11 protein-coding genes are annotated in these 12,009 nt (G+C 58.8%); 5 read left to right on the top strand and 6 right to left on the bottom strand.

What is annotated here, in order from left to right; translation table 11 throughout:
* Nucleotides 1–8 precede the first annotated feature (8 nt).
* Nucleotides 9–440: a tripartite tricarboxylate transporter TctB family protein gene (locus ABLU80_RS11835; protein WP_015365604.1), complete on the bottom strand. Its 432-nt coding sequence runs from the start codon at nt 438–440 to the stop codon at nt 9–11.
* Nucleotides 441–455: 15 nt separating this feature from the next.
* Nucleotides 456–1,436 (bottom strand): tripartite tricarboxylate transporter substrate binding protein, encoded by a 981-nt coding sequence (locus tag ABLU80_RS11830; protein ID WP_015365605.1) that lies wholly within the window; start codon nt 1,434–1,436, stop codon nt 456–458.
* A gap of 133 nt (nt 1,437–1,569) precedes the next feature.
* Between ABLU80_RS11830 and tctD the strand changes: the two genes are divergently transcribed.
* The gene (tctD, locus tag ABLU80_RS11825; protein WP_015706151.1) at nt 1,570–2,247 is read left to right on the top strand and encodes a transcriptional regulator TctD; all 678 of its coding nucleotides are present in this window, start codon (nt 1,570–1,572) and stop codon (nt 2,245–2,247) included.
* On the top strand, nt 2,234–3,643 hold the full coding sequence (locus ABLU80_RS11820) for a sensor histidine kinase (RefSeq protein WP_348849999.1): 1,410 nt from the start codon (nt 2,234–2,236) through the stop codon (nt 3,641–3,643). Before tctD ends, ABLU80_RS11820 begins: the two co-directional genes overlap by 14 nt.
* On the opposite strand, the gene nudI is transcribed toward ABLU80_RS11820, so the two are convergent.
* Nucleotides 3,640–4,065 (bottom strand): nucleoside triphosphatase NudI, encoded by a 426-nt coding sequence (gene nudI, locus ABLU80_RS11815; RefSeq protein WP_047080718.1) that lies wholly within the window; start codon nt 4,063–4,065, stop codon nt 3,640–3,642. The two genes, ABLU80_RS11820 and nudI, sit on opposite strands and share 4 nt — an antisense overlap.
* 425 nt (nt 4,066–4,490) lie before the next feature.
* On the opposite strand from nudI, the gene ABLU80_RS11810 reads away from it, so the two are divergent.
* A complete protein-coding gene (locus ABLU80_RS11810; protein ID WP_015365610.1) occupies nt 4,491–5,033 on the top strand; it encodes a YfaZ family outer membrane protein in 543 nt (180 codons plus the stop codon).
* Nucleotides 5,034–5,127: 94 nt separating this feature from the next.
* Nucleotides 5,128–6,327, top strand: a complete 1,200-nt coding sequence (locus tag ABLU80_RS11805; RefSeq protein ID WP_015365611.1) for a nicotinamide mononucleotide deamidase-related protein YfaY — start codon at nt 5,128–5,130, stop codon at nt 6,325–6,327.
* Nucleotide 6,328: 1 nt separating this feature from the next.
* Here ABLU80_RS11805 and glpC read toward each other — a convergent pair whose 3' ends face one another.
* From glpC to glpA, 3 genes are read right to left on the bottom strand one after another with little or no spacing between them, the layout of a single operon-like run.
* Nucleotides 6,329–7,516 (bottom strand): anaerobic glycerol-3-phosphate dehydrogenase subunit GlpC, encoded by a 1,188-nt coding sequence (gene glpC / locus ABLU80_RS11800; RefSeq protein WP_047064005.1) that lies wholly within the window; start codon nt 7,514–7,516, stop codon nt 6,329–6,331.
* Nucleotides 7,513–8,772: a glycerol-3-phosphate dehydrogenase subunit GlpB gene (gene glpB, locus ABLU80_RS11795; RefSeq protein WP_348849998.1), complete on the bottom strand. Its 1,260-nt coding sequence runs from the start codon at nt 8,770–8,772 to the stop codon at nt 7,513–7,515. The genes glpC and glpB overlap by 4 nt, the downstream gene beginning before the upstream one ends.
* Nucleotides 8,762–10,384, bottom strand: a complete 1,623-nt coding sequence (gene glpA / locus ABLU80_RS11790) for an anaerobic glycerol-3-phosphate dehydrogenase subunit A (RefSeq protein WP_348849997.1) — start codon at nt 10,382–10,384, stop codon at nt 8,762–8,764. Before glpA ends, glpB begins: the two co-directional genes overlap by 11 nt.
* A 270-nt stretch (nt 10,385–10,654) precedes the next feature.
* On the opposite strand from glpA, the gene glpT reads away from it, so the two are divergent.
* Nucleotides 10,655–12,001: a glycerol-3-phosphate transporter gene (glpT, locus tag ABLU80_RS11785; RefSeq protein ID WP_015365615.1), complete on the top strand. Its 1,347-nt coding sequence runs from the start codon at nt 10,655–10,657 to the stop codon at nt 11,999–12,001.
* The last annotated feature ends 8 nt before the right edge of the window (nt 12,002–12,009 follow it).

Here is a 12,009-nt window from a genome sequence, read left to right as displayed (position 1 = left end):
CTTCTCCGTTAATTTAACCAGACGCCAAGCGGCAGAGTCACATCAAGTAAGGTATCGAAGGCGTACCATAACGAGACGCCCATCACCACGCCGGCAATGCCTGCCGCCGGTAGCGTGGCGCCGAATAGCAGGCCGATCACCGCCGTCAGCAGCGCGGTCGCCAGCGGAAAGCCCAGCCATTCAAATCCCCAGGCATAGACCACCAGCACCACGACCATGGTTAACAGTCGTTGCAGGACATGTCGTCCCGGCCACTCGATGGCGTCCGGGCGACGCAGCAGCATCAGCGCTGAACACAGCAGCATCAGGCCGATAATGCCCAACGGGAAAGGGCGCGGGCCGACGGGTTCATACGAGTATTCGCTGTGGATCTGCCAGGCGATAAACAGGCCGCCAATGCATAACAACAGCCAGACTCCGGCAAAGATACGATCGCTCATTAGCGCCTCCGCGGATTATTTAGCCAGGCCAAAGGCTTTCGCCTGTTCGCGATAATCGCTGACCTGCTGTTTTACATAGGTATCGAGTTCCTTGCCGTTCATGTTGAATTCAAACAGGCCGCGCAGTTCACGTTGCTTTTTGAACTCATCGGTTTGCTGCAGTTTAGTGAATTCATCAACCCACCACTGGTAGTCGGCATCGCTTACTTTCGGGCCCATAAAGAAGCCGCGAATAATCGGCCAGACCAGGTCATAGCCCTGCTCTTTAGCGGTAGGGACATCAGCCAGCGCGCCCGGCAGACGTTCGTTGGAGAAGACCGCCAGGACGCGGATCTTATTTCCCTGCAGGTACGGCACCATTTCACTCAGATCGCCGGAGACCGCCTGCACATGGTTGCCGAGCAGGGCGGTTACCGGCTCGCCGCCGCCCTCAAAGGCGACGTAGCGCATCTTGTGCGGGTCAACGTTGGCTTTTTGCGCCAGCAGCGCCGCTTTCATCCAGTCCTGGCTGCCGATGGAGGCCCCGGCGCCAATGACGATAGTGGCGGGATTTTTCTCCATTGCGCTCATGAATGACTTCAGGTCTTTCCATGGCGAATCGGCGCGCACGGCAATCATGCCGTAGTCGGTACCGACGCTGGCCAGCCAGCGCACGTCATCAACGCCGTAGCGGCCGAATTTCCCCTGCGACAAATTCAGCAGCGAGCCGCCGGAAAAGGCGACCACGGTTCCGGCTTCCGCCGGGCGCTGGGCGACGATGGCGTTATAGGCCACCGCGCCGACGCCGCCGGGCATATAGGTAACGCGCATCGGTTTTTCGATCGCGCCGGTTTCCATCAGGCTCACCTGAATTAGCTTACAGGTAAGGTCGAAGCCGCCGCCGGGTTTGGCGGGGGCGATACATTCGGTGCGGGACGGGGCTTGCGCCGCGAAAGCGGTGGTTGTACAGAGGCACAGCGCGATGGCGCTAAGATGGCGGAAAAATGGCGTTTTCATAGGCTTCCTCAGTAGGTACAGGGAATGTTTTTCTGATTATGTGAACCGACATGTGGCGATTCGGTTGCGTGATTGTTAAAACAGTTACCTTTCATTTCCCTTTCAATGCGGCAGCAACTTTACAGGATGTGATATGCGTCTCTTATTAGCCGAGGATAACCGTGAGCTGGCTCACTGGCTGGAAAAAGCGCTGGTGCAGGGCGGTTTTGCCGTGGATTGCGTTTTTGATGGCCGGGCGGCGGATCACCTGCTGCAAAGCGAAAAATATGCGCTGGCGGTGCTGGATATCGGTATGCCGGGCTTAGATGGTCTCGAGGTGGTACAGCGGTTGCGTAAGCGTGGACAAACGCTGCCGGTGCTGCTGTTGACCGCGCGTAGCGCGGTAGCGGATCGGGTGAAAGGGCTGAACGTCGGCGCCGACGATTACCTACCCAAACCTTTTGAGCTGGAGGAGCTCGACGCCCGGCTGCGGGCGCTGCTGCGACGCAGCGAAGGGCAGGTGCATGAGGTACAGCAGCTTGGCGAGCTGGAATATCGCGATGAAGGCTATTTTCTGCTGCGTGGTGAGATGTTGTCCCTGACGCCGCGCGAGCTGGCGCTGTTGAAAGTGCTGATGTTTCGCCGTACCCGTCCGGTTTCCCGCCAGCAGCTATTTGAACAGGTGTTTAGCCTCAGCGACGACGTCAGTCCGGAAAGCATCGAACTTTATATTCACCGCCTGCGCAAGAAACTCCAGCAGAGTAACGTGCGTATCACTACGCTACGCGGGCTGGGTTATCTGCTGGAGTGTGAGCCGCATGAAATGGGGTAAACCGCAGTCGCTGTATGCCCAACTGCTGCTGTTTCTCGGCCTGCCGCTGGCGCTGTTGTGGGGGCTATCGGCATTCAATAGCTACGTGAGCGCGCTGCAGGCGGCGACGCAGGCCTACGATCGTACGCTGCTCTCCTCGGCGCGCACCGTAGCGGAGCGGCTGGTGGTGCGTGGCGGCCATCTGGAGGTCAATGTGCCCTGGGTGGTGCTGGACAGCTTTGAACTCAACATGAACGACCGGCTGTATTACAAGGTGGTCGACCCGCAGGGGAAAGTGATCTCCGGTTTTGACGATCTGCCGGCGATGCCGCCGGCCACTTCACGAACCCAGCTCTACCCGGCGCTGGCATGGTTTTATCATACCGAATACCGCGGCCAGGCCATCCGCGTGGCGCGCCTGCTGCAGCCGGTCAACGAAGGCGGCATCGTTGGTATGGCGGAGATTTATATTGCCGAAACGCTGCAGTCGCGGCGCTGGCTGGCCGGACAACTGCTGTTCTCATCCTGGGTGTCACAGGGCTTATTAGTGCTATTGACGTTGGTACTGGCGGGGTGGCTACTGCGCCGCGTTCTGCGTCCAATGCGTCAGCTCTCGGCGCTGATGGTGCGCCGCGAACCCGGCCTGCTGAAGCCGCTACCGGAATTGCTGCCGTGGTCGGAAACGCGGCTGCTGATCGTGGCTTTTAACCGCTATATTGACCGCCTGCGGGTGATGATCTCCCGGCAAGAGCGCTTTAGTGCCGATGCCTCCCATCAGTTAAAAACGCCGCTGGCGGTTCTGAAAACCCAGGCCTCGGTGGCGCTGGCCAGCGAGGATCCGCAGCTGTGGCGCGAGAGTTTGCAGGCCATGCGCGCGACGCTGGATGATACGATTTTACTCACCGAACGTTTGTTACAACTGGCGACGGTGAAACGCCGGGAGCAGGGCGAGCAGGCGTTTGTCGCGGTCGATCTGCAGGAGGTCGTGCACCATAGCTGTTTTTCGCGTATTGCCCAGGCGCGCAGTAAAAACATCGATCTGGGTTATGAGGGCGAACAGTCGCCGGTGAACGTTTTGGGGGATGGCGTTTTGTTGGGGGAACTGTGCGCCAACCTGCTCGACAATGCGATTCGCTACACTCCGGCACGCGGGACGGTGACGCTGAGCCTGCATCGCGATGGCGAAGCCGTCACGCTGAGCGTGGAGGATAGCGGACCGGGCATTGATGAAAACCTGATTAACCAGGCGCTGACGCCGTTTCGCCGGCTCGATAACGTCGGCGGCATACCCGGCGCCGGGCTGGGCCTGGCGCTGGTAAACGATATCGCGCGTCTACATCGTAGCCGCCCGCAGCTGTCGCGCAGCGAAAGCCTGGGGGGATTGAAGGTGACGCTGCGTCTGTTGACCGTGGTTTAAAGCAGCCCTTTCTGGCTTAGGGTGAGGCGGGTGGCGGCATTAAGATCGTAATGTTGCAGGTCTTCGCCCTTCACCCAGGCGTAATCGTCGAATTCCTCGTTGATTGTGACCTCGCGGTTGGCGCTTATGCAATCGAAAATCAAATAGATCATGTAGATCTCTTCCTGGCGACCATCGGCATAGGTTTTCACGCGGGTATCATCGCGGAAGCTCCATGGTGTGATACGGGTCAACTGCAGTTTTTCGCCAAGCTCCTCGCGGACTTCACGTCGCAGCGCCTCTTCAATACTTTCCCCCGGCTCCACGCCGCCGCCGGACAGTGCCCACTGTCCAGGAAAAACCCCGCGGTCGGCAGCCATCTTGCACAACAGGTAATGGCCCTCATTTTGGATTAGCGGGCAAACAATCGTCCTTTGACGCATGATTTTTCTCCTTCACAGTGAGTGGGCCAGGTATCGAGGAAACAGTTTGCGAGGCGCCTCGGCAAACCGCAAGGGAAATACGGCGCTGGTGGCGAAGCTGACGGGGCTTGCGCCGGAGCGCCTGGCCCTGCTCGCCCATTAATTTTTCTGCATCCTTCAAACGGCCTGCGCGACGCCGTTTGCGCAGGTTAATATAGATTTATTTAATCAATGCAACTTAATTAAATATAATTCCGCTGAATTTGAATTCGGTGGAATTTACTTTCTTTCGCAAATGCGCGGCGGTATTGCTGCAAAAAGACGCAACTGGTTACACTCTTGTGAAAAATCATTTCGCCAGGTCATTGATTCCTGACGGGTGCGCAGTAGAATTTTCTGGTTTTTTCGGGACTTCTTTGATTCTTCTTTTCTGGATAGAGTAAATAATGAAAAAGAGCATTTTTATGGCCCTGGCCGGGGTAATGATGGTTTCCTCGGCGGCCCATGCTATTAGCGTTACCGGCGAAGCCGGCGAGCACTATACCAACCTCGGCGTTGGCTTCGGAACCGAATCCACCGGCCTGGCTATTTCCGGCAACTGGTTGCATAGCGATAACGACGGCGACGCCGCGGGCTTAGGTCTGGGTCTGAATATTCCGCTGGGACCATTCCTGGCAACCGTGGGCGGCAAAGGCATTTACACTAATCCGAAGCAGGGCGATGAAGGTTACGCGGCAGCGGTCGGCGGCGGCCTGCAGTGGAAAATCGGCGATAGCTTCCGTCTGTACGGCGACTATTACTACTCGCCTGATTCACTCTCCAGCGGCATCGATAGCTATGAAGAAGCGAACGTCGGCGCCAGCTGGACCATCATGCGTCCGCTTAGCATCCAGGCAGGTTATCGCTACCTGAACCTGGCGGGCAAAGACGGCAACCGTGATAACACCATCGCCGACGGTCCGTACATCGGCGCCAGCGCCAGCTTCTAATCCTCCGGCGCGGCCTTCCGCCGCGCCAAATTTCTTCGTCGCCAGCCCGCCCCTTTGCGCTATAGTAATTCGACTTATCAGGCTGGAGTTCATAATGCTACAAGTGGAAATGCTGTCCACCGGCGATGAAGTGCTGCATGGGCAGATTGTCGATACCAATGCCGCCTGGCTGGCGGATTACTTTTTTAATCAGGGTTTACCGTTAACGCGCCGCAATACCGTCGGCGATGACCTCGACGCGCTGGTGGCTATTTTGCGCGAACGCAGCGAACAGGCGGATGTGCTGATCGTGAATGGCGGCCTGGGGCCGACCAGCGACGATCTTAGCGCGCTGGCGGCGGCGACGGCGAAAGGCGAAGGGTTGGTCCTCAACGCTGAATGGCTGGAGACGATGACGCGATTCTTTGCCGAGCGCGGTCGGCCGATGGCGGAAAGCAATCGCAAGCAGGCGGAAATCCCGGCCAGCGCCGAAATGATCAATAACCCGGTAGGCACTGCCTGCGGGTTCGCCGTACAGCTCAACCGCTGCCTGATGTTTTTCACTCCCGGCGTGCCGTCTGAATTTAAAGTTATGGTCGAGCAGGAGATCGTACCGCGTTTACGTGCGCGCTTCACGCTTCCGTCGCCGCCTGTCTGTCTGCGTTTAACCACCTTCGGACGTTCAGAAAGCGAGCTGGCGCAGAGCCTTAATCACCTGCAGCTCCCCCCTGGTGTGGTGATGGGCTATCGCTCGTCAATGCCGATTATCGAGCTAAAACTAACCGGTCCTGCCGAGCAGCGCGATGCGATGCTGGCGCTGTGGCCAGAAGTGCGTAAGGTAGCCGGAGAGAGCCTTATCTTTGAGGGCACGGAAGGGTTACCGGCGCAGATCGCGCGTTGCCTGCAGGAGCGTCAGCTTAGCCTGACCTTGAGCGAACAGTTTACCAGTGGCCTGCTGGCGCTGCAGCTGAGGCGGGCGAACGCGCCGCTTCTCGCCAGCGAAGTGGTGCCGGCGCAGGAGGAGACCTTAGCGCAATCGGCGCGCTGGGCCGCCGAGCGGCGCGTTAACCATTTTGCCGGGCTGGCGTTGTCGGTCAGCGGTCAGGAGGCCGATTACCTGAACTTTGTGCTGGCGACGCCGGAAGGTACGCACGCGCTGAGGGTCAAGTTCAGCGTGAATCGCCACGGGCTGTCGGTGCGGCAAGAAGTCTGCGCCATGATGGCGCTGAATATGCTGCGCCGCTGGCTCGACGGTAAGCCGGTCAGCGGCGAGCATGGTTGGATCAACGTCGTCGAGACGCTGTTTATCGACTGATTCAGGCAGGCGCGCCCAGCGCCTGCGCCAGCAGAGTAATGGGATGTTCGCAGCGCTTGCTGGTGGACATCTCAATCTGCCATTTGCAGGTTTCGCAATCGGTAATCACTACGTCCGCGCCGCTCTCCTCAATCTGGCGAAATAATGGCGCGCCAATCGCCTGCGCCGACGAATAGTTTTCCGACTTAAAGCCGAAGGTGCCGGCGATACCGCAGCACTGCGAATCCAGCACTTCCAGTTGTAGGCCCGGGATTTGGCGCAGAAGCTCAAGGGTGTATAGCGACCAGCCCATTTTTTCCATATGACATGGGGTGTGATAGACCACCTTCAGCGGCAGCGGGCGCAATGGAAGGGTTTTGCCGGCATCGAGCTGTTTCCAAATCCAGCGGGTCGCTAACTCCACCCGATCCCGCAGATCGCTGTTATCGATATCCAGGATATGGGGATATTCATCGCGCAGGGTAAAAGTACAGGTTGAAGAGGTGGCGATGATCGGCAAGCTGTTTTCGCGCATGGCGGCGACGTTGCTGTGCGCTTGCTTGCGCGCTTTGTCAAAAAAGCCGTTGGCGATAAGCGGGACGCCGCAGCATTTTTCTTTTGATAAGAGCTGCACGCCGGTACCCAGCGCGTTGACGACGCGAATCAGATCCTTACCCAATTGCGGGTGGTTATAGTTGACGTAGCAGCCATGGAAGAAAGCCACCTGCTCGCTGTACTGCGCCTGTCCGGCGGCGAGCTGGCGGTAAGCGCGGCGAAAGGTGCCGAAGCCATATTTCGGCAGCGTGCGGCGATGGTCGATTTTCAGCGCCGCGTCGAGCAGGCGGCGCACCGGTTTTAACCCCGTTGTGGCGTTGACCAGCGGCGCAAAAGGCGTGGAAAGGGTGCCCATCAGATCGGTATGGCTGAGGATGGCATCGCGCAGGGTTGGTGTTTGCTGGCTGTACTGCGCACGCGCGCGTTGAATGATATCGCCGATTTTCACATCAGATGGACAGGCCACCTCGCAGCGTTTGCAATTAATACAATATTTCAGCGCGTCGTCGTACAGCGCGCCATCTTTCAGACGCAGTCGTTCGCCGTCCGGCCCCGCCTGTTTCGGGCCGGGATAGCGCGGATTCACCCGGCTCACCGGGCAGGCGGTGGTACAGACCGTGCATTTTATGCAGCTTTCAAAGCGGGTATCGTTCATGGCCGGCCTCCTGCAAGGGCGTGGATCTGTCTGGCGGCATGCAGCGCGGTGACGGCGCAAACGCCGCCGCCGCAGCCGAGTTGAATGGCATCGAAACCGCCGAGCAGCGAGCCGATAGCGAAAAGATTCGTTAGCGGCTGGCCGAGCAGTTGTGGGCGCAGCATAGGGTCGGTCTTCAAACCAAAGCGCTGCCACGGTTGTGATGCGAAGAAATCACGCTGATACCAGCTATCGCGCGCCAGCGTTTGCTGCAGATCGAGGCCGAGAATCGGTTCGCGCACGCTATCACGGGTGGCGACGAGACCGTTACTGAAAAAGCTACCGCTCGCCAACACGGTAAAGCGCGGGCGCAGTGCGATATCGCCGTGATTTCGCGTCCAGACGGCCTCGACGGCGCCCTGCTGATGGCTGATTTTCACCACCTCGTCACCGGCAAGCCAGGTACCGCCGGTGCGGATGAACTGGCGCTGAAGCTGGCTATGCAAGCGCATCCCCGGTACCGAAGGCGGCAGCGTCGGCAGCAGGCGCAGCGGGCAGGGCAGATGTTCTTGTAGCCAATGCCAGAGGCGATTATCCGCGAGCCCAAAACAGGCGGGCATCATCAGCAGCTGGTACTCTTGCGCCAGCGGCAGCAGCGCGGACTGTAGGGCAGGCCACAGGTTTTCATCATCAAGCACGCGGGCGATGTTAGCGGCACGGAACTCCGTAGGATTATCGCGCAGCACATCAAGCAGCGGTAAATCAATCTCCGCCGCGGCGGCGTCCACTCCGCTCTGTCCGAGGGCGGCGGCGGCCAGATGCGGCTGAAAATCGGCAAAACCGCTAATCCCCACCATGCATACGCGTTGCTGCGCGATGGGCGCCAGCGGAACCTCTTCCGGCGACAGCCACGCCGGGCGCAACGTCCCCAGCGGCGTTACCCGCAGGTGCGGTCGGCGCGCTTCGCCTTGCATATTCGCGCCGCAGTCGGCCAGCAGCGCTTCGGTCTGCCTGGCGTATTCGAGCACCGCCTCGGCGCCGACGCGGGAGTAGGGGTGTTCAGGAAGCTGAACGGCCAGTTGCTGAAGACCTTGTGCGACATCAGTGACGGTATCGCCGTTCGGCAGCGCTGAGAGCAGGTCTAATGAAGCAGAGGAAAAGTGCAGCGCGCTTTGCCCACGGCTGATTATCACGCAGCGTAGGCCGTGTTGATTCAGCGCCAGCCCGCACAACAGCCCGGCCAGTCCGCCGCCGACGATGGCGCAATCAAATTTCATCCTGATGCTCCTTTTGCAGTCCGCATAAGCCGAGGTAGACCCAGCGGGTAAATTCACTTTCGCGCAGCGCGTCGCCCCAGGCGATGGGCTGAACGCCCTTCCAGCGCTCATTGAGAAATTCCGACAGCTGAGTTAACGACTGGGCCGGGGTGGCGACGTTAAAGCGCTGGAGCAGTCCGGCGGCGCGGCAGGCGCACAGTTCACCCTGGCAGGTGCCCATACCGACTCGGGTACGGCGGCGCAGGTCGAGCAAATTCTTCACCGCCAGATTCTCTACCGCGTACTGCACTTCCCCGGCGGTGACCGCTTCACATTCGCAGACCAGGCTACGGTGCTGGCGGCTGTCGCCTAGCCATGCTGGGGTGCGGTCGCCGTGGCGATAGACCGCCGACCCGCGCAGCGGCGTCGGTAGCGAGATAATCTTTTTCAGCGTGGTTTCTGTGGCTTCCTGCGAACCCGGTAGCGGGCGCTCCGCGGTGCGGCACGGCTCAGCATTGCCGAGTTTGCGGCAGACGGCGTCGCTGGCCCATTCCGCCATCAAACGGTAGGTCATCAACTTACCGCCGGTGATGGTGATAAAGCCTTCCATACCGTCGCGCGGGGCGTGGTCGAGCAGCACAATACCGCGGCTGACGCTGCGCCCGCTGGGATCGTCATCGCTGGCGACCAGCGGACGGACGCCGGAGTAGGCGCGTAGCACCCGGGTACGCCCCATGATCGGCGCCAGTTTTTCACCTTCGCGCAGCAGCGTATCGACCTCTTCCGTCGTCACCCGGTTATCGTCAATTTCGTCATAAGGAATATGCGTCGAGGTGGTGCCAATCAACGAAATGGTATCGCCGGGCACCAGAATATCGGCATCCGCCGGCTTGCGGCAGCGGTTAATCACCTGGTTATTAATGCGGTGATCGAGGATCAGCAGCGAGCCTTTTGCCGGGAACATGGAGATGCGCAGATCGGCGTACTCCGCGATGCGTTGGCCCCAGATCCCGGCGGCGTTGACGACGACCTGTGCGCGAATGCTACGCGCTTCGCGGTGTTGATGATCGTAGATCTGTACTCCGTACACGCGATCGCCCTGGCGCAGCAGGCCGGTGACCTCGCAGCCGGTAAGGATCTGCGCACCGTGTTCGCGGGCGTCGAGCATATTGGCTGCCGTCAGGCGGAACGGATCGACGGTGCCGTCCGGTACTTGTACGGCGCCAAGCAGCGTAGGGTTGACCGCGGGTTCCAGACGCAATGCTTCAGCGGGGGTAAGCGGTTTAGCATCGATACCGGCCTGCTGACAGGCGTGGATAAAGGTTTGCTGCCAGGCCATGTCATCTTCAGGCAGGGTGATAAACAGCCCGTTGGTGGGTTCAATGCAGTGGCGGGCGATGCGACGTAAAATGCGATTCTCGCTGATACATTCGCGCGCGGATTCGCTATCGGTGACGGCATAGCGCGCGCCGCTGTGCAACAGACCATGGTTGCGGCCGGTGGCGCCGGTGGCGATATCGTGCCGCTCAATCAACGCCACACGTAACCCGCGCAGGGCGCAGTCGCGGGCGATTCCCGCGCCGGTGGCGCCGCCGCCAATAATCAGCGCATCAAATTCTTGCGTCTCGGCCATCTTCCGGTCCTCTACTTTCGTTTTACACCATTTAGCCATATCAATAGTGTGGAATGTTTGATTTCGAGCATATTTGCGCGCAATTCGAGCGTTTGCTGTGATTTTGTGCTCACATTGGAAAATTTTGTCATATATCTGTAACAAAATGTGCGATATTTCACAGTATTAGTTCTACGCTTTGCCTACCATCGCGACCTAATTAGAAGTACGTGAATAAATTAGATTTTTTGCGTCGATGTCAGTGAAACAGCAATGGCCACGGAGGCTGATATGTTAAGTATTTTTAAACCCGCAGCGCATAAAGCGCGTTTGCCGGCGGCGGAAATCGACCCGTTGTATCGTCGATTACGTTGGCAGATCTTTATTGGCATCTTCTTCGGTTATGCCGCTTACTATCTGGTTCGTAAGAACTTTGCGCTGGCGATGCCTTATCTGATTGAGCAGGGCTTCTCTCGTGGCGACCTCGGTTTCGCGCTTTCCGGTATCTCTATCGCCTACGGATTTTCGAAATTTATCATGGGCTCGGTCTCCGACCGCTCGAATCCGCGCATTTTTCTGCCGGCAGGGTTAATTCTGGCGGCGCTGGTGATGCTGGTGATGGGCTTCGTGCCGTGGGCGACTTCCAGCATCATGATCATGTTCGTATTACTGTTCCTGTGCGGATGGTTCCAGGGGATGGGCTGGCCGCCGTGTGGTCGTACCATGGTGCACTGGTGGTCGCAGAAAGAGCGCGGCGGGATTGTCTCAGTGTGGAACTGCGCGCATAACGTCGGCGGCGGTATTCCGCCGCTGCTGTTCCTGTTAGGGATGGCGTGGTTTAACGACTGGCACGCGGCGCTGTATATGCCGGCCTTCGGCGCGATCCTGCTGGCGATTTTTGCCTTCGCGATGATGCGCGATACCCCGCAGTCCTGCGGTCTGCCGCCGATCGAAGAGTATAAAAACGACTATCCGGATGACTATAGCGAAAAGCACGAAGAAGAGCTGACGGCGAAGCAGATCTTTATGCAGTACATTCTGCCGAACAAGCTGCTGTGGTACATCGCGATCGCTAACGTCTTCGTTTATCTGCTGCGCTACGGCATTCTGGACTGGTCGCCGACCTACCTGAAAGAGGTCAAACACTTCGCGCTGGATAAATCTTCCTGGGCCTACTTCCTGTATGAGTACGCGGGGATCCCCGGTACTTTGCTGTGTGGCTGGATGTCGGACAAAGTGTTTAAAGGCAACCGCGGCGCGACCGGCGTGTTCTTTATGACCCTGGTGACGATTGCCACTATCGTTTACTGGCTGAACCCGCCGGGTAATCCGGGGGTCGATATGGCCTGTATGATCGTCATTGGCTTCCTGATTTATGGCCCGGTGATGCTGATCGGTCTGCATGCGCTGGAACTGGCGCCGAAAAAAGCCGCCGGCACCGCCGCGGGCTTCACCGGTCTGTTCGGTTATCTCGGCGGTTCCGTCGCCGCGAGCGCCATTGTTGGCTATACCGTCGATTTCTTCGGCTGGGACGGCGGCTTCATGGTGATGATTGGCGGTAGCGTACTGGCGGTTCTGCTGCTGATTATCGTCATGCTTGGCGAGCGTCGTCATCATCAACAACTGAAACAAGCCTAAGGAGCGGC

The sequence above is a fragment of the Klebsiella sp. CN_Kp104 genome, from assembly GCF_040064515.1.
In the GTDB taxonomy this organism is placed as follows: domain Bacteria; phylum Pseudomonadota; class Gammaproteobacteria; order Enterobacterales; family Enterobacteriaceae; genus Klebsiella; species Klebsiella aerogenes.
The sequence above is the reverse complement of the archived record's forward strand: the minus strand, read 5'-3'. Positions and strand labels throughout refer to the sequence as shown.